Annotated in this window: 12 protein-coding genes; 6 read left to right on the plus strand and 6 right to left on the minus strand. The window is 43.3% G+C overall.

Going from position 1 to position 17956, the window contains the following annotated elements; translation table 11 throughout:
* Positions 1–97 precede the first annotated feature (97 nt).
* Both LFX17_RS13715 and LFX17_RS13720 read left to right on the plus strand, forming a co-directional pair.
* Positions 98–2128 carry an NHL repeat-containing protein gene (locus tag LFX17_RS13715; protein ID WP_238747107.1) on the plus strand — a complete coding sequence of 677 codons (2031 nt, stop codon included), beginning with the start codon at positions 98–100 and terminating at the stop codon, positions 2126–2128.
* A complete protein-coding gene (locus LFX17_RS13720; protein ID WP_238747108.1) occupies positions 2125–4125 on the plus strand; it encodes a tetratricopeptide repeat protein in 2001 nt (666 codons plus the stop codon). Before LFX17_RS13715 ends, LFX17_RS13720 begins: the two co-directional genes overlap by 4 nt.
* Positions 4126–4175: 50 nt before the next feature.
* Here the strand turns inward: LFX17_RS13720 and LFX17_RS13725 are convergent, their stop codons facing one another.
* Positions 4176–4772: a hypothetical protein gene (locus tag LFX17_RS13725; RefSeq protein ID WP_238747110.1), complete on the minus strand. Its 597-nt coding sequence runs from the start codon at positions 4770–4772 to the stop codon at positions 4176–4178.
* A gap of 372 nt (positions 4773–5144) precedes the next feature.
* Positions 5145–5591, minus strand: coding sequence for a methylglyoxal synthase (locus LFX17_RS13730; RefSeq protein ID WP_238730753.1), 447 nt, complete (start codon positions 5589–5591; stop codon positions 5145–5147).
* 143 nt (positions 5592–5734) lie between these two features.
* Between LFX17_RS13730 and LFX17_RS13735 the strand changes: the two genes are divergently transcribed.
* Entirely contained in the window at positions 5735–6544 is an 810-nt protein-coding gene (locus LFX17_RS13735) for an FcpA-related putative periplasmic flagellar protein (protein ID WP_238730754.1), read from the plus strand.
* Positions 6545–6618: 74 nt separating this feature from the next.
* On the opposite strand, the gene LFX17_RS13740 is transcribed toward LFX17_RS13735, so the two are convergent.
* From LFX17_RS13740 to miaB, 3 genes are read right to left on the minus strand one after another with little or no spacing between them, the layout of a single operon-like run.
* Positions 6619–7446 (minus strand): hypothetical protein, encoded by an 828-nt coding sequence (locus LFX17_RS13740; RefSeq protein ID WP_238730755.1) that lies wholly within the window; start codon positions 7444–7446, stop codon positions 6619–6621.
* Positions 7447–7484: 38 nt separating this feature from the next.
* On the minus strand, positions 7485–9410 hold the full coding sequence (locus tag LFX17_RS13745; RefSeq protein WP_238747112.1) for an LptF/LptG family permease: 1926 nt from the start codon (positions 9408–9410) through the stop codon (positions 7485–7487).
* The gene (gene miaB / locus LFX17_RS13750; RefSeq protein WP_238747114.1) at positions 9407–10756 is read right to left on the minus strand and encodes a tRNA (N6-isopentenyl adenosine(37)-C2)-methylthiotransferase MiaB; all 1350 of its coding nucleotides are present in this window, start codon (positions 10754–10756) and stop codon (positions 9407–9409) included. The genes LFX17_RS13745 and miaB overlap by 4 nt, the downstream gene beginning before the upstream one ends.
* Positions 10757–10819: 63 nt before the next feature.
* On the opposite strand from miaB, the gene LFX17_RS13755 reads away from it, so the two are divergent.
* Positions 10820–11419: a J domain-containing protein gene (locus LFX17_RS13755; RefSeq protein ID WP_238730758.1), complete on the plus strand. Its 600-nt coding sequence runs from the start codon at positions 10820–10822 to the stop codon at positions 11417–11419.
* Entirely contained in the window at positions 11416–12060 is a 645-nt protein-coding gene (locus LFX17_RS13760) for a hypothetical protein (protein ID WP_238730759.1), read from the plus strand. Before LFX17_RS13755 ends, LFX17_RS13760 begins: the two co-directional genes overlap by 4 nt.
* A gap of 277 nt (positions 12061–12337) precedes the next feature.
* Here the strand turns inward: LFX17_RS13760 and LFX17_RS13765 are convergent, their stop codons facing one another.
* The gene (locus tag LFX17_RS13765) at positions 12338–12805 is read right to left on the minus strand and encodes an LA_1841 family salt-regulated protein (RefSeq protein ID WP_406600680.1); all 468 of its coding nucleotides are present in this window, start codon (positions 12803–12805) and stop codon (positions 12338–12340) included.
* Between the two features lie 732 nt (positions 12806–13537).
* On the opposite strand from LFX17_RS13765, the gene LFX17_RS13770 reads away from it, so the two are divergent.
* Positions 13538–17917, plus strand: a complete 4380-nt coding sequence (locus LFX17_RS13770) for an LIC12048 family lipoprotein (RefSeq protein ID WP_238747795.1) — start codon at positions 13538–13540, stop codon at positions 17915–17917.
* Positions 17918–17956 lie beyond the last annotated feature (39 nt).

The raw sequence follows: 17956 nt of genomic DNA on the forward strand, positions 1-17956 counted from the left end.
TCGGTTTCTGTAATTAATTCCTTTGATTAAAAAATTCTTGAAATTATGTCTCTTTTTGGCCCTCATAGAGAGATCGGGGTTCAATTCCGGACTAATTATGTATTTCTATCGATTCTTAATTTTATTGCCCCTCCTTTTCATTACTTTCACGTTGAATTCCGACGGACTTCCAAATTTTTCTATCCAAGAAAAAGAAGCTCGAACCCAGTTTTCGAGAGGTTTTTCGTATTTTAATAATTCTCGATATTCTTCCGCTCGGGAGAACTTTTTAAAGGCACTCTCTATTAAATCGGATTTTACTTTAGCAAGACTCTTACTTTCCAATTCTTACTACTTGTCCGGTGATTGGCCAGAGAGCATGTCGGAATTAGAACAAATCGAGGGTACGACCGGCCTAAATCAAATTCAAAAAGCAAGACTCGATGCTCTCAGAATCAACCTCGCTGGTGGCAGCCAAGATTCTGCCCCTCGTTACTACTCTGCAATTATAGGCGACGACCTTCGGCGTTTTCGGTTTCGAAATCCATCCGACGTAGCAATTGACGATGATGGATTTCTCTACGTTCTCTCTTTTGATACAGCGAATATAGTAAAATTTGATCCCAATGGCAATCCCGTTGATAACTTCAAAGGATCCTTAGGTCGGAATTTATCGGGTCCTCTATTCTTCTCTTTGAGAGGAACCTCGATTTTCGTAGCTGATTTTAAGTCTGACAAGATCTATGAATTCAATACACGGGGTGAATATAGAAATCGCTTCGGAATATCCGGAAAAGGGAACGGTGAATTTCACGGTCCGACGGGAATATTTTTAACAAAAAGCGGATTTCTGTATGTTTCTGACTCCGGAAACAATCGCGTTCAAAAACTAAAAACGGACGGCACATTTATTCAGGAAATTGGAGTCGGAATTCTGCGAAATCCATCCGGACTCAAAGTAAATTCCAAAGGAGAAATCTACGTAGCCGATCGCGGAAATTCAAGAATCGCAGTATTCGATGCGGAAGGAAACTTTCTTCGAGAAATTACAAACCCGAATACATTATCGTCACCTCGAAATCTCACGATTCGAAAGAACGAACTTTATATCTCGGATGAAAAGTCGGGACTCATCATCTACAACACTCTCGAAAATACTTGGAAAGCCCTCGATTCATTCCGAGATTCGAAGAATATTGTTCGAAAGTTAAACCAACCATTCTCTTCTGCATTCGATTACACCGGGACTCATTATATTGCCGATTTCAACCGCCATCGAGTCGAAATTTTCAGCCCCTCCAACCAGATGTCTTCCAACCTGGACATCGTAGTTGAAAAGGTTTTAAACAGAGAATATCCGGATATTTCCGTATTTATGCGAGTCCGTGATCGATCCGGCCGGGACATCAAAGCAATACCGAGGAACTCTTTCCGTGTTTACGAGTACGGCAACTTGGCCCCCTTGATCGGGCTCGCCGATATGCAGCAATTCAACAATCGAATTTCAGTCTCCCTCGTTTATGAGAACACTCCCGAAGTAAAAGCGGCCTATCCTGTATTCGAAAAATCGCTCAAACCTCTTCTGACCTCCTTGAGACAATACGACGGCGTTGAAGTTCTCCGTTCAGGGTCGGAACTCATCAAAGCTTCCGATTTCAACTACTCAATGCATGAAATCTTTCGAATCTTAAGAACCTCTCCGAGCGAAAGCTCCTCGAAAACCGGCAAGGCGATTTACAGAGGGATATCCGACCTACTTGACCGGCTCGGTCCTCGGATCGTTTTGATTTTGGTTTCCGGAAATTCGCACGCAGACTCGTTTACGCAGATTTCTCCGGAAAAGATCATCCGTTACTCCAAAGCCCACTCCATCCCGGTTTATTTTCTATCCTTGTCGGATAACGGACCGGCCGTAGAAACCTACAAAACGATCGCTGCATCGACCGGCGGCAAATACATCTTAGTTCCGGGAGAAGGATTAGAAAAAAATCTCTATGATTCTTTTCTAACACATAAAGACCGCAGATATATTGTATCCTTCAAAAGCAGAATGGATGCTGACAAAAAAGATTTCTATATTCCGCTGACAGTCGAAGCGAATTTCAGAAACACTTCAGGAAAAGCGGAAGCGGGATTCTTCACAAAATGAAATTCGACCTTATTCAAAAACGCTCCTTAATCTTCTTAGCGATCCTACTTTGCTTAAGACCGATTTCATCGCAGGAAACGATTCGAAAGATACAAGAGGGAGAATCCTTTCTCAAAGACAGAAATTACGCCGCAGCATATCAATCTTTTTCCGAAGCGTCGAGAGCGAACTCGATGTCCGTTCGGTCGCTCCTCGGATTGGCGGAAGCGGCAAAACATCTGCATAAGTATAACGAATCCTTCGAAGCGTATAACAAAGCGCTCGCTCTCGAACCGGAAAATAAGACCGCAATCAAAGGAGCCGCCCTCGCTTACGTTCGCAAGAAAGAATATCAGAATTCTCTAAAGCTTCTGAAGCCGTCTCTCGAAACGGATCCGTTCGATCCGGTCTTAGCCCCCGTCCAAATCCAAATCCTCCTGGAAATGGGAAGTTACGAATCCGCTCTGAAAAAGCTGGAAGCCTCGCGCACAAAATTTCAAAGCTCGAAAGAAGTTCAAATCTTGGAAGCGAAAGTAAACGGTAAAACGGGAAACTTTTCCAAATCCTATCATCTTTGGAACTCGGTCCTCGCGTCTTCCTCCGATGATCCGGAGTTATTTTTTAATATGGCTTCTTTGTTGATCGATTGGTCCGAAAAAAGTTCGCACCAGGAAAGAAAACAAAAGCTCGAGATGGCCTCCGAAAAACTCGAAAGAGCGATTTCTCTGTATCCGGATTTCGAGGAAGCGATCGATTCGCTCGTAAGAATCCGAATTTGGCAAGGCGACCATTCATCTGCGGTTACGCTCGCCCGAAAGCTCGTTTCTTTATATCCTCAAAATCCTTCTTATCTGTATCTCAAAGCGTTTGCGGAAGAGAAAGAAGCGAACAAAGATTCTAACCTAAAAGACGCGCTCAAAAACGACCTCGTTGAAATATTAAAATTAGATGATTTAGATTCCGTCTCGAGACAAAAAGCGGAGTCGGCGGCGCTGAATCATTTTCCCGAGAATCATTCTTTCCGAAGAAAACTCGGTGATTACAGAATGCAGCGGTTTCGATCCGCGAAAAATTCTCTTCTATACGATATGGCGTCCCATCATCTTGCGACTGCGAGAGAATTGATTCCGGCGCAACCCGAAGTTCAGTTTCAAACCTTGTCCGAATACAAACGAACATCATTCTTCCCTCGATATTTGAACCTTCTTTTATTTTTAAGAAAGAAATATCCGGAAAACGAAAAGTATCAGTACGAAATCGAGAATCTTTTAGGTTCGATGAAACAATCGATCGCATATAAAGAAGGTTTGGTGGAAATCACCGGAGACAATCTTTCGGAAAATTACGGAAGAACTCCGCCCGTTCTTTTGATGTTCGATCTTTCGGACAAATCCTATTTAGGAGATTATCCCGATCTCGCGCTTTTAGTTTCCTCTTCCGTGCGGAAAATTCTTTCGTTAAATCCTACGATCGCCCTTTCCGGGGTTTTGGAAACGGCACGAAACAATCCAAGTTCTTTCGACATCAATTCGGAGGCATATACGGGGATCGTGCCTTATAACGAAACAACCTTTTTGAAAGTGAAGGATTCGGCCAAGAACGGGATCAAACCGAGATTCCTAATTTACGGTTCCCTAAAATACGAAAATCATTCTTTAAACATCGATTGGACGATCAAGGACTCGAAACACGAAAAAGTTCTTTCAACGTTCCGCGTTTTTGCGAAAGGAAGAGATTTTCTTCCCGAAGCGGCCGCAAGATCGGCTTCTAAAATTCTCGCGGCGATTCCGCCTTCCGGTTCCGTCTTAAAGGTGAAAGACGAAGACATCATTCTCAATGTGGGAACTCTCGACGGCTTAAAAAAAGGAAGTAAGGTCCAGATCTACAACACCGCCGGGAAATCGGGAGAGGCTACGATCGTAGAAACGGATTACTTTCTTTCGAGAGCCGTTCCGGACAGCGGGAACAACGGACTCAAAACTATCTCCGAAGGCGATCGAGTCCTCTGGAAACGTTAGACGAAACAGAATCTTCCGAAGACGATCGAATTTATCGTTAACTTTAAACCTCAATCGCGAAGTCGCGGAAACTCGCTGAAATAATCCAAAATCTCTTCGGCAATTCCCTGCTCCAATCTGAGAATTTCCTCGGCGTCGTATCGTTCTTTCAAATCGAAAGTCCAGACTCTTCCTTGGATTTTCGTTTTAGAAAGATTGAATCTTTCCGGTTCGATCGGAAACCAAGTCGGATAATCGGACTGTTTTTGATAGATTCGAGCGGAATCGCTTTTGAACGTGTTTCGATTGACGTGGATCGTAAATCGGTTGAAAAGAATTCCGTATTCCAGATCCAAATCCACATCCGGATGAATCCGAAATTCCCGGGCTTCCGCGTCCCATTCCATCCGAGATCCTTCCAGACAAACCTCGTCGTCCGCTTCGATTTCGACGGGAATCGGATAAGAATATGCGGTTTTTATGTTTTTCTTACGATCGTATCCGACCTGAACGTTGGAATGTTTTCCCTTCCTTTCGATTCTTACCTGGAACGCGGATTCCGGGCGATGCGCCAAATGCGCTCGGATCGCCGCGACCGCTTCTTTCGAAAACTGCAAGGGAAGAATTTTGCCGGGAATCTTTTTAAAAATACTAAGAATCGATCTCATCGTTGCTTATTTTACCGGTAAACATGTGTAGGAACTCATACAAGAAAGCCGGGAACAACACTTTTATAAAAGTCGGAACTACGGAATACGACAAAATCTGTAGGAACTACTGCAAAAATAGAAATCAAAACCGGTCTTCGCTTCCAAAATAAACGCTATTTCTTTTTGTCCCGACAAGAATTCAAAAAAATTCTTGCTTTAAACGCTCTTTATCAAAGCAAAAAAAGGTTTTCTCATCGCATTAGACTACGATTTAATGCAAGACATCCGAAACGAGATTCATGCAAACAAAAGCGTTCGCATTATGCGAATAAATTCCGATGCAAATTTCGTATTTGGGCAAAATCGTCTCGATTCAAAATTCGTCTTCGTTTAATCCCTGCGAATTCTCGTGCCGTAGTCCATCAGAACTTTCTGATACGATGTGATGAACTGGGGAGAACTGATCATGTAATCCGCGGTCGATCGATTGCAAGCCATGGGTATATTATAAAGTACTGCAATTCTTAAGAGTGCTTTTACATCCGGGTCGTGCGGCTGCGCGGTCAAAGGGTCCCAAAAGAAGATCACGATATCCAAATCCCCTTCCGCGATTTTCGCCCCGATTTGCTGATCCCCTCCTAACGGTCCCGAAAGAAATCGATATACGGGCAATTCGGCCTCTTCGTTTATCAATTTTCCGGTCGTCCCCGTTCCGAATAGATGATGTCTGGATAATATCTCACGATGGGTTTTGACCCATGCGACCAAATCCTCTTTGCGATTGTCGTGTGCGACGAGTGCGATTCTTTTTGTCGCGGGAACCGAAACTTCTTTCATTCTTCGTTACTCTTTCTCGTTGATTTCAATCTAATTTTTTGATGACAGGCATCTGCGACCAATCCTAAATTGACCTAAGATATTTTTTTTCAAAGTCGGACCGGCGTTTCTTCGTGTTCGTCTTTGTTTCGAGCATAATCCGAATGAACCCTTCCTCGTTTTACTTTCGATTCGCGTGCTTTACGATTTCATTTTTTATTCTCCATTCTCCCTTGACTCCGCAAAGCGGACAAACGTCGAACGAAAAGAAGATCGAGATTCTCATCCCCGACGGCACGAGCGGCGATTCAAATTGGGGAAAGGACGTTCTCCCCTTCGAGGACATCGATCTTTTGGGAGACGCAAGCGAGGAGAATTCCAAAAGTCTTTTTGAAAAAGCAAAAGAAGGTTTCTTAAGTTCCGTGGATCGTTTTCGCAAATCGAGCGATCTCGCCGACGCAAAACGAAAAGAATTCGATCAACGGACGTTCGAAGCGGATCGTTACGATTGGCAGAAACAAAATCGACGCGAGAATTTCGAACGCGCTCTTGCAAGGGACTTAAACAAGTCAAGGTCGGACGCGATTCATCTTCTCGTCGCTGCGATATATTCTTTGGAAAAAATTCAGAACGAGAAGGTGAGAGATGGCGATCAGTTCCGCGAATTGCAAGCCGGGATTTATCGTGAATACATCAAGCATCAACTCGCTCTCAAAAATTTTATGCAAGCGATGGATCTTTTGGAAAGATACATCCAAATCGGGAACAAGTATTACGAAGATGCGGAGGCTCAGGGTTTTCTCGCGAACTGTTACGAACGGGCCTATCGTCTTTCCAAAAAGAATCGGGACGATCAAGCTCGGGAGAAATACGATATTCTCCGGAAGAAACACGGTTTGTTGTATGCGGAGTATAAGTTCGGGAAGAACTCTCCGGATTATAAGGAATTCTCCAGAGAACTTTTTAAAGATTAAACGAAATCGAATTTTCAAACACGGTCAATGCCGGTTTCAAAATTCGAATCGTTTACGCGGAGCGCGGCGGTTGATTAGATTCCGAGACGTTTTTTCAGACTGCGGTTTTCTTCGATCAGATCCTTGATCTCTTTTTCCGTATAAGCGAACAGGCGATCCTGCGCCTCGAGAATCTTATCGAGTTGAATCTCTTCGATATGGGAATAGTTCAGAGCTTGTTCGGTCGCCTTTTTGAAATCCAACGCATCCTTCAATTCCTGCGTTTTCATCGAATCGAGAATTTCGGAAACCTTCAGTCGTTCGTGCAACGCGAGCAATTCCTTGTTCTTGAGTTCGTTGACTCTTTCGAGAGCCTTGTTGATTTCTTCGTTGTTCTTTTTGACCTTGGATTCGAATTCCAAAATGGCTTGTAAGGCTTCGTTCGCTTTGGTTGCGTCCTTGTATTCCTTTTGGGCCAGTTCGAACACTCCCTCGAAAAATCCGATATTGGTCAGACAACTATTTCCGATTTCGTTCGCGGCGAGTTTATAAAATTCGGATTGGATCGTTCTATCCAGAATGAGTCTTAGATTTCTAGGATGAACAGGATGTTCGAGGACTTCGATTTTACCGCTTTCGGGAACGATTCCGTTGATCTTTTCGGCGTCGTCCGAATAAACCATGATTAAACTGACATAGGGATGAAGTTCGAATTTACGGATGAATTCGCGGATTTGATTCCATTCCTGCAAACTCACGGAAAGAAAGAAAATATGAATATCGGCCTTCATAAGGTCGATCGCCCCGAGTCCGTCGAGTGACACCTTGCTCAGCTCGATGTTTACACGAGGGTGCTTCCAGATTTGAATCGGGAATTCCTTTCCTGAAGTGAGATGCCAAATGATCGCGTTTTTTTGACTCATCGTATTTATTGTAACACTAACCAGCGGATTTTCCCGGGTCAGGAACCTCTTTTCGTGATCTTTTTTATTTTTCCCCATATATTTAAACTTTCTAATCTCTCTGTCAATTTTTCTTTTTGATCGGAGATCTTATCCAGAACCTTTTGAACGGGTTTCGGTAAATCCATATCGGTTCTTTTGATCATGATATTGATACTCAAAAGGGCGATTAGTATGTTCGCACTCCAAGGACCGATCCAATCCGGAACCTTATCATTGTAGGAAATCGTACTTCCCAGGGTAAAAAATGTAAAGTAGATCATTAGGAAAACGACTGCAAGCGTAAAACTCATTCCTTTTCCGGAACGCTTTACCACAAGTCCCAGAGGGAATGAAATGAAGAAGAAAATCAGACAGGAAATCGGCATCGCGATTCTTCTGTGAATTTCCACATTAAAATCCGTTAAAACTTTCTTCCCTTGTTGCATCAAAGCCATCAGCTGCGTTAAAACCGAATACGATTGAGTCATCTGATCGGGTGTAAGAGTTCCGTTGGCAGCACCCATGGCGAGATCGATCTTCATCTGCTCCACCATTTGCTTTAGTCCAACTAAACCTTTTATCTCGACTCCCATCTCTTTGAGAGTTTCCAAACCGGGAATCTTTTCAAGACCTTCGCTTTCCATGTTGTTGCGAATCTGAAAGAGCACGGGCATGGAGAAGGTTTCGGGTTTCACGTTCAACTCGAGAGTTTTCTTTTCCTTTCCTTTGGGAATGTTGTAATCCATTTCTCCGTTACGAAAGTCGGTTACGGAAAAACTTTTACGATCGTCGCTCCATTCCAAGATCCAACCGTCTTTGAGACGGATGGATTTTTCATAATCCCCGTCCGGACCTTGTTTTTCTACGAGGTTTCCCTTGCCCGCGTTGATGATTTGGATGATTCTCGAGCCGCCCATAGGAATCATCTTTCCGCCGATATGAAAGTATTCGTTTCCTTCGAGAAAGATTTCCCATTCCCGGATCTGAACTCCTCGAAGTTCGCCCGTGTCGGAATTCATTCCTTCCGTGTACATCGTGCGGGCGCGTTTTTCAAACAGGTCTTGGGTTTTATCTCCGCTGAATTGACCGGGCGTAATCGCGAGAAGAGGATTGTACGCGAGCACCCATTTGTTGAACTCGTTCATCTTTCTCGTATTTTCGGGAGAAAGATAGAAGTTCAGATATCCGACCGTCAGGGCCATCACGAAACCGAATGCAAGAAAGTTAATATAGATTCGAGGAAAACTTACGCCCGCCGATCGGATCGCGGTGATTTCCGAATCCCCGGAAAGTCTTCCCGCGGCCATGATCCCGCTCATCAAACAAGCCATGGGGATCGTCATCGGAAGCGTATTGGCGAGAAGATAACCGAAGTAATCCAGAAGACGAAGAGGATCGACCCCCTTCCCCACAAAAAGACCGATCATCTTTTGAAGCGCGAGAACCATATAAACCATGGTGAAAAACGCGAGCGCGACCAAAAACGGAGAAAGAATCTCCTTCAAGATATACCGATCCAGGATCGGAATGATCATATAAAATTTACGCTTATCGGTGTGAACCTTGAAGTCCGGCGGAAGATCTTCGACGCTACTCAGACGAACGGTCCTTAAATCCTTACCCGAATTCGAAACTCTCGAAGAAGTCGTCGAAGCTCCGCCGGAACCGGAACCCGCGCGATCGGATGCGGCCGTCGATTCGGAACCCGAACGCGCACCGCCCTTTTTAGAGGGAGAATTCTCCCGCGCATCGAATGGATCGCTTTCGAACTTTGCGTTTTTTTTCGTAGAAGAAGAATCCGGGTTCTTTCGAGAAGAGGAAGTCTTTTGGTTCAACGAAGATTTTTTTGACTTCGACTCGGCGTTTTGAGAATCAGACGGGCCCGAAGACGCGCGTGCGGACTTCTTAGCGGACGCCTTTTTCCGATTGTCGCCACTCTTCAAGCAAGGATCCTTCCTTTCAGAGTCGCGCTGGTCGCGCTCTCGATTTGAACGGAAACCGTAGTACCGATCAGATCGGCCGCGTTCTTTCCTTCCGGAAGGGGAAACACGGTCATTCTTCCGCAGGGAGTTCTTCCGCAGAGTTGTTTTTCCGACTTGCGGGAAGTGTTCTCAATCAAAATGGAATATACTCTTCCGATACGAGCGCGGTTTTGTTCGTGAGAAAGCGAAGTTTGTAAGTCTACGAGTTTGGTTAGCCGAGCGGACTTCGTTTCTTCGGGAACGTTGTCCGGAAGTTTTCTCTGCGCCATCGTTCCTTCGCGCTCGGAATACTTGAACATGAACGCCATGTCGAACTGAACTTCGCGAACGACCGCGAGAGTGTCTTCGAATTCTTCGTCGGTTTCGTTCGGAAATCCTACGATGATATCGGTCGTAATTCCCACATCGGGAACGATGCTGCGGATTTCTTTGACGACATCCAAAAATTCTTCCTTGGAATAAGAACGTTTCATCTCTTCCAAAACTCTCGTGTTTCCCGCTTGCAGAGGAAGATGAATGTTCGGACAAAAACGGGGATTCTCCGCCATCAACCGAAGGAGATGCACCGGAAAATCCTTCGGGTGCGGAGAAGTAAAACGGATTCTTTCGATGGTCGTTTCATCGAGAAGCATTTTGATCAGACCGGCAAAGTCGGTTCCTTGTTCTTTGTAGGAATTTACGTTTTGCCCGAGAAGCGTTACCTGACGGATTCCCTTTTCCGCAAGATCCTGCACTTCGCGCACGATACTTTTCGGATCGCGGCTGCGTTCTCTTCCCCGCGTATAAGGTACGACACAAAAAGTGCAGAAATTATTGCAACCTCTCATGATCGTCACGAAGGCTTGGATTCCGTTGACGACCCTCGGTTCGATTTCGTCGTAGGTTTCGATCTTGGAAAGACGGGTGAGAGCGATGGAATTTTCACCGCCTCGAATTCTTTGAATGAGTTCGGGAAGACTTCTGTAATTGTCCGGTCCTACGACCAAGTCTAGAGGAAGTTCCTGATGGAACAAATCGTCTCCGAGATTCTGAGCCATACAACCGAGGACGCCGATCACGAGATTCGGATTCCTTTTTTTCAGATAACCGAGAGATTGAAGACGGTTGTAGATCTTTGCGTGGGCGTTTTCGCGGATCGCGCAGGTATTTAAGAAGATGATGTCGGAATCCTCGGGGTCAACGGAGGAGGAATATTCAGCGTCTTTCATCAAACTGGATACAATACCGGAATCATATTCATTCATCTGGCAGCCGTAGGTCTCGATATAGACTTTTCCTGCCTTTTTTTCCAGTTCCAGAACGCTCATAGGACTGAATTTCTGCTTGCAGGACGGGCTGTAAAGGGGTTTTCCATAGATAGGAAGAGCCCTATGGCAGTGAATACCAAACCGGATTATTATAGGCTTTTGGATGTTTCTCGGAATTCCGACCTGAGAAAAATCGAGACCGCATACCGGGATTATTTGGAAAAACTGGAATCCGATCCATGGAATCCTTCCCGAGAATTGGACCGGGAAGAAGGAACACGGGCTTATCTCATACTCAGTTCCCCAAAATCCAGAGAAGAATACGATAAGACCCTGGACTATGAGTTCCTACTTTTGGACACGACCAAGATTCCGGAAGAATTCGAATCGTTTTATAACGTGCAAAAGTTATCCGAAGGGGAAGAAACCAGAGAATTCTACTCACGATTTTTAGAATTCAAAAAGGATTTGGAAAATACGTTGAAGAATCTTCGGATCACTGTGTTATTCTTTTTAAGCGCATTTTCGCTCTTAACGATTTTCGCCCTTTTAATGGCCTTGGCTCAGAAAAATGGTTTTCTCTCGCCCGGCGTCGAGTTGTTCTACAGAAAGTGGGGAATTCTTTGTTCTGCGGGAATTCTCTTTTCGGGATACGCGGTCTTTCGTAAGATCCTGTCGCCGAAGAAGAACAGAATCGAAAAACGTCGGGAACCTATCCATTGAAAACATCACCGAAAAAGAACGATCCGAAACATCTCGCCGAAGAGGAAATCTCCTACTACTATTCCCTTCTTCAAGAAGAATTAACGAACTTTGATTGCGGAGAATTGTGTAAGCCCGACAACGACGGAGTTCCGTTCTGCTGCATTGCTGATAACGCAGTTCCGACCTTGTATCGATCCGAATTCTCCATGTTGAAAAAAAGAACCGATCTCTGGAAAGTGTGGAAACCCGAAACGGAAGTCGACAAAAAAATGCTCGCGGAATACGATTCCAAAGAAACGCTCTTTTGCGAATGCAAAGGAATTCAATTTTGTGAAAGAGACAATCGTTCCATCAGCTGCAGAACCTTTCCGCTGGAACCTTACTTGGATACGAGAGGGGTTTTGATCGGTTTAGTTTTCATGAAAGAATTCACCGGCAAATGTCCGTTGACGTTGCGAGCGAAAGACATTCGTCAGGAATTCGTGGACTCCCATTTTATTTTTTGGGAAAAACTTCTGTTTCGCTTGGATTCCGAATACGAAACCTTTTGGAACTCATCCAAATCGTATCGCAGATCCCGTGCGAAAACCGGAAAAAAATTCCCGATCTTCTTTCCGAGTCATTTAAAAGGAAAGAACTATCTGCTGGAATACGTTTGAGTTTTCGAAAGAATCAATCCGACATTAGAATAAAAGAATATTCTTTATTATCCGAAGTAAACGGACGACTTTATCACAAAATTCGTTTCTACCTTTGTGCGGCCCGTTGACGGGGGATCGACAAAGTTCTGCTTTCTTTCAAGCAATTTTTAACAAGAAGTCGTTTGTCGGACCAAATACGAAGGACTGAAAAAGAATCGACCGAGAAGAATGTTTTTTACGGTGCGCGGATCACTTAGAAAAAACTTTCATAAGTGATCCATTGTATTCGAACTATTTAAACTTCGTCCGAAACCGACTTTTTGCCCTTAGAAGCGGGTGAAGGTGCCGCGGGCTTTATCTTTTTTGCAAGTTCCCAAGTTTGAACTTGATGGGTGTTGAACGAAAGACGTCCCGGTGTGGAAGTATTACCAGCCTGAGTTCCGGCATGATAATTGACCGAAGTTACGCTCCCGGATTCCGCGAGAATAATCACATCCGCTCCACTTTCTCTCGCCTTTCCCTTAACATATTCGATACAGTGATTCAACTGACCGCAACGAACTTCTACGATTCCGATTTGTTCTACTCTATAATCGGGAACCGCCCTCATTATTACGTCGATAGGATCCGTTTCGGCAAGAGGCGGGTAATTCTTTCCTGTAATCGTCACATTACCCAATGCAGTAACACAGTTTGTTACGTTAAACAGTGCGATCAAAATGAAAGCAAAAATCATTCCGTATTTACGAACGTTAGTCGTCATTAAAAACTAAATTCTCCTTTTGAAAAAATCGTTTTTTAAGGGAAGGCGCAGCGTCAATTCAAAAACTGGAAAGTTTGATTGTTTAACGAAAAGAAAGGCGGACTAGTTTCATACAGAACCTTAGAACCGCAAGGCTCGGCAATCTTAACCATAAAACAGTAATATATCTAAAGTCTCATTCAACCGTAAGATCCACTCTCTATTTCAAAAAGGCAATAAAGTAGACCGCCGATCCAACCTTACTCAAAAATAAACGCATGGATGGCAATAAGCTCACTCGAAATTCATCACTTGAGAATCCTTCCGATTTATAATTTCCAAGTTTCTTTTATTTATTGCGTCTTAGTTGTTTTTTTCATTCATTAAAATCATTTGCGATTTATAAATAAATTCTCGTTGCGCCCTTTCGAACGATGTTAGTTCAAAAATATAGAATATAATGACTGTTTAAACTAATTTTAAATAACACCCTTGATTCGATGAAAAATCAATTGAATCCGAATACAATTTCGTTTAACAAACCATCTTTAAACCAAAAAAATATTTTTTTTAAGTTTTTCTAGCGCCACAATAGCGTTCATTTTTTTCATAGTCGAACTGAACTTTTGTATTTTGAACGAATTGCGTCTATTTTGTTAAACGAAGATGTATAACGTGATAAGTTTGCATCCATTTAGATAACATGCGGATTTCATGATTTTAAAAACAAAAGCTAAAATGAAGAGGTGGGTCATGTTTCAGAGTAGTTGGATATTCAGTAAGATTCGGTTTTATGGAATTATATTTTTAGTTTTTCCATTATTATTTACTTGCGGCTGGTTCGGTAAAGATCAAGGAACCATGGATAACGTTGATCTCGCTGCCGCGACTTGGTTAGTAGCGGAACAAATGAAAACACAAGTGAACCAAGAAGGAGTTCCGGTAAAACCAGGTTCTTCCTCCTCTGCCCCAATCACGCCCGTGAGCGGACTCTTCAATCTTCCTCCGGGTAAACCTGTAGCGGCTACGGCGTTGATGGGAACGATCGATCCAACCGGAACAACGATCGTAAACGACTTTGATGGAGACGGGATTCTAAATCAGAATGAAACGTTGTCCAACGTTTGGGTCGCCGATTATCCGCAGATTGAAACGACGATCGCTCCGCCTGTTACGTTAAAGATCCAAATTCTTAAGAATTCCAGCAATCAAAGTGATCAGATCGTAAGTGAGATCAATTCGAATGATTTCGAGGCTTCTAAAAACGAAGGCTCGGAAAAAATTCATCAGAATGAGCTTAATGAAAGAACCGTTCAGTTCCAAGATTCTTTTAGTAATGAGACCGAATTGGGTCAATCAAATGAGACGAGCCAAAGTTTCGGAACAGACACAAGTGTTATGGGTATTGCTTCCGTTGGAATGAATTATAGTAGCTCCAATAAAAATAGCTGGAATATAAAAAACGCAGTTTCAGCGACCACTACAAAATGGGCAGATCGTCCTTTTAAAAATAATTTGGACCGGGATGCTTGGAATTTAAAATCGGATTCTTCCAGCAATAAAGCAAGGAAATATCGTTCCGATAAATCGGCAAAGATCAATGAAACTTCTACCGTAGAACCGAACGCGGGCGTGGTAAGAGCGGCGCTTTATATCAAAAATCTTTCCGTAAACATGCCTGTTAAAATTTCAAACATCCTTTGTTCTTTGATGTTTGAAACACCGGCAGGAGAACTCGTACCCATGTCTTCCTTTCGGTTGAGAAACGACGACTATAGTCTTTTTGAAGTGGAAGTTTATGGTGGCTCCGAATTCGGTCCCTATGTAGTAGAATTAACAAATCTGAATACCGTCGAAGTTGAGAAAGCCATCGCTGCAGGTTACACTCCAAAGATCATGATCGTAGATTATGCAATGACTCATGTTCCCGATTCTAATTATAAATCTAACTTACTTAATTTTTCTGGAAACAATCTAAAGATCATCGAAGAAAACGCAAAGGGTAGAACAGCATTAGTAAAAGTTTATGGTCCCGGTGTTCGGGAAATGTATAGGGTGACAGCATTCGACACCCCTAATGTAACCAATCCATGCAATACAACTAGTACGGATGTTTTTTCTCCGGGCATTAGTTTAAAAAAGGCATTAGAACGAATTTCCTGTTCTGGGAACAATATCACATTCAAAGATTACGTGATCGATCTTTCGGAAGCCGCTCCCACATTAGGTGAATCGAAAATCCATTTAAAAGGAATTCAATCTTTCGGAGGAATATCGACTAAGGTTCCATGTGTAGACGAAACCAGTACGGGGAGCGATGGTGTAACACGAACAGCGTGCGTACAAAAACCATACAGTCAATGGACAACCGAAGAAAAAAATAATTCCGGAGTTTGGGCGATTTATTCTCGGGGTAAATTTTACTCTCCAACGGAATATTGGACGGATGCGGGATCTGTAAGAAAATTTGACCCATGGAGAGGAGCCGTTGCCGCACCGATGCTAAAAGGTACCGATTCGATTATTTGGGCGGGTGATAATTACGATTTGGTCTATTTAAATTTCAAAGATTTCATCAAGGCTGAACAAAAATTCGGAACAAATCCATTAGAAACCGGAAATTCATATCAATTTAATACGAAGTGGGATCTGCAAACAGTCGGAACTCATACTTACTATCCTGATACAAATTCTCTTTTCTTAGGGGAAGTAGGTTTCGGAGAAAAAATTGATCTAAAGATTAAATTGGACAAAACAAAATTTCTCAACCCTAATTTTGGTCTCCCAACGGATACAGGATTGTTCCAATATTACTCGAATTTTAGTTACAATCTTCAAACTTCCACAGATCGATTTGGAATTTCTGACGCAGCCGACTTCGAATTGAGTATGGGATTCGGAGGAAACCGCACTGATTGGTTTCACATCATAAAGGATTTAAATAATAGTGATCCTTATAAGTTAAAAAATTGCGGCATTAGTTTAGACTTTATTAATCAAGTCTATAACCTTTGTGTACAATTACCCACATTACATCCGGTTGTCGATCCAGCGGTTAGTTTGGTTAAATTGTTTATCCGACCATCTCTTAACAACGCGTATCGCAGAACAATCTGGCCACTTCCTTATACGCAAGTTCGTAAAGTCCGAGGGGCGTTAGCTCTTCCGATTTCCGTTGGAAATTCCACGATTCGAATTTCCGATACAATTGGTCAAATCGAAGTCAACGACCTTTTGTATGTCGAAGGAGATTCCACATCCTATAAAGTATTACAAGTTTTTAATCCTTTGGCCGATGGATCCTTTGACGTTCTTTTAGAAACAGCGATCCAAACCGACGCTAAAAAGACGACTCCTATCTTTGTCCCAAGTAAATTGACAAGCCCGGATGTTCGTTTATCCATCGATTCCGGTTTTATTTCCGAATGGAACACATTAGTTCAATCCAGCTTCAATCCAACCGGTTTTAACCAATCACAATTCCGCCCGATGTTAACCGGCGGTTCCGTTAGTTGTTCGGCAAACCCATTTCATCCGGCCTCTTGTTTAGGGTTCAATCCGGACATCAATGCAATCAATTGGATGGGTGTATATAATGAAGGGGTTGCTCTTTGGAATTCTTGGACAGACGGGGGTAACTTCAAAAACTTTCTTGCCGGCGGCTTACTCAGATTAGGTGTAACATCCGGTAAATCCTATCGACTGGAAAGTTTTAATTCCGACTTTATCGCGAGCAGTCATAGCGGCACGAATGCGCTTTCCGCGACGGAGATGGTCAATTACGGAGATACTTCCTTCGTAGTCTGGAGACGTGATACCGTTTTATACGGAAGATTCTTTAGAATCAGTACCGGGTTACCTTTAGGAAATCAATTCACGATCAATACGGCTCCAGTCAATCGATACAACCGATTCGTCCTGAAAGCATATCAAAATAAAGCGGTTCTTGTTTGGGAAAATAATCTGGATCTATACATGACAATTCGAGATCTTAATTCGTTGGGAACAGTAGGTCCTGCAGAAGCAAAAGTAGTCAGCGTCGATAAGATTAGCGGTCATGCAAACTATTGGGATATTGCAGTCGGATTGGATAGAGCCGTAGTATTATACGACGCTTCCACTTTATCTACACAAACGGTTATGACGTCTCCGAATGGTTGTGGTTTCTGGGGCTGGGAAGCTTGTTATGGAACTCAATTTACCAACACGTACGGTCTTTGGGGAAGAATCTATCGCTTGGACACGGCCGCTTACGTCAGCACAACACAAATATATGGCAATCAGGAATATACGATGGAAGGTTACAATGCTACTTGGAATACCGTCCACGCTTCGGCTTCGAGCGATCGAGTCGCCATTACGATGGGTTATATAGCTTTTAGAATGGATGGTAGCACAGTTAACATTCCACATTTAGCGGTTATGAATTTAACGACCGGCGGACTTGTATCTTCTCTGAACGGGGCTACAATGACTGCAGACGTTTACAAGATGTGTGCAACAGAAGGACACGGCGCTACAGTTTATCGAGCTCCAGGTAGCGGTTCATACACGTTTCATATGACGGGTGTCAATCTCACTACGGGCGTTATCAGCAACGTCAATCGCGTAATCGATACGAATGTACTCGCAATGACGGTGACATGCTCTGGTGATAAACTCTTAGCGACTTATACCAAGAACAACGGAGTTTTCTTAAAAATTATCGACTTAAACGCGGAGACTACTGCCCATGCGAATCCGATTCCATTGAGTACCATGACCGCCGGAACACGGACTCCAGGCAGATCCCAATCAGTCGGTAACAAAATTTTAACGACATGGGACACACTTGATAACGGAAAACAAAGTATCCGCGGAAGAATTGTGAACGGTGACACATTTAAACCGATAGGGAGTGACGAATTCTTCATTAGCACGACAAACGAAGGACCACAAACGGCTCCAGTATCCAATCTTAACGGAGGAGAAGCGTTAGTGACTTGGCTTTCTCAAGATTTAGTTCAACCGAGAATTCGCGGATTCAAACTTAACCTCAACAATCCAGGATCTCTCCAATACGGGCTCAACAACTTCTTTGTGGCTCCTTTGATCGAAAGGGACTACTCGGTCCGAGCAAGAATCAAATACTGATTTTACAAAGCGAAACGAACTCGGATTTGAGAAAAGATA

This window comes from Leptospira sanjuanensis, from assembly GCF_022267375.1.
GTDB classification, from domain to species: Bacteria; Spirochaetota; Leptospiria; order Leptospirales; family Leptospiraceae; genus Leptospira; species Leptospira sanjuanensis.

Coding starts and splice junctions, on each gene's coding strand:
- LFX17_RS13770 (WP_238747795.1), top strand. CDS start 13,538: ATGTTTCAGAGTAGTTGGATATTCAGTAAGATTCGGTTTTATGGAATT.
- LFX17_RS13715 (WP_238747107.1), top strand. CDS start 98: ATGTATTTCTATCGATTCTTAATTTTATTGCCCCTCCTTTTCATTACT.
- LFX17_RS13740 (WP_238730755.1), bottom strand. CDS start 7,446: ATGAGTCAAAAAAACGCGATCATTTGGCATCTCACTTCAGGAAAGGAA.
- LFX17_RS13720 (WP_238747108.1), top strand. CDS start 2,125: ATGAAATTCGACCTTATTCAAAAACGCTCCTTAATCTTCTTAGCGATC.
- miaB (WP_238747114.1), bottom strand. CDS start 10,756: ATGAGCGTTCTGGAACTGGAAAAAAAGGCAGGAAAAGTCTATATCGAG.
- LFX17_RS13725 (WP_238747110.1), bottom strand. CDS start 4,772: ATGAGATCGATTCTTAGTATTTTTAAAAAGATTCCCGGCAAAATTCTT.
- LFX17_RS13765 (WP_406600680.1), bottom strand. CDS start 12,805: ATGACGACTAACGTTCGTAAATACGGAATGATTTTTGCTTTCATTTTG.
- LFX17_RS13755 (WP_238730758.1), top strand. CDS start 10,820: ATGGCAGTGAATACCAAACCGGATTATTATAGGCTTTTGGATGTTTCT.
- LFX17_RS13730 (WP_238730753.1), bottom strand. CDS start 5,591: ATGAAAGAAGTTTCGGTTCCCGCGACAAAAAGAATCGCACTCGTCGCA.
- LFX17_RS13735 (WP_238730754.1), top strand. CDS start 5,735: ATGAACCCTTCCTCGTTTTACTTTCGATTCGCGTGCTTTACGATTTCA.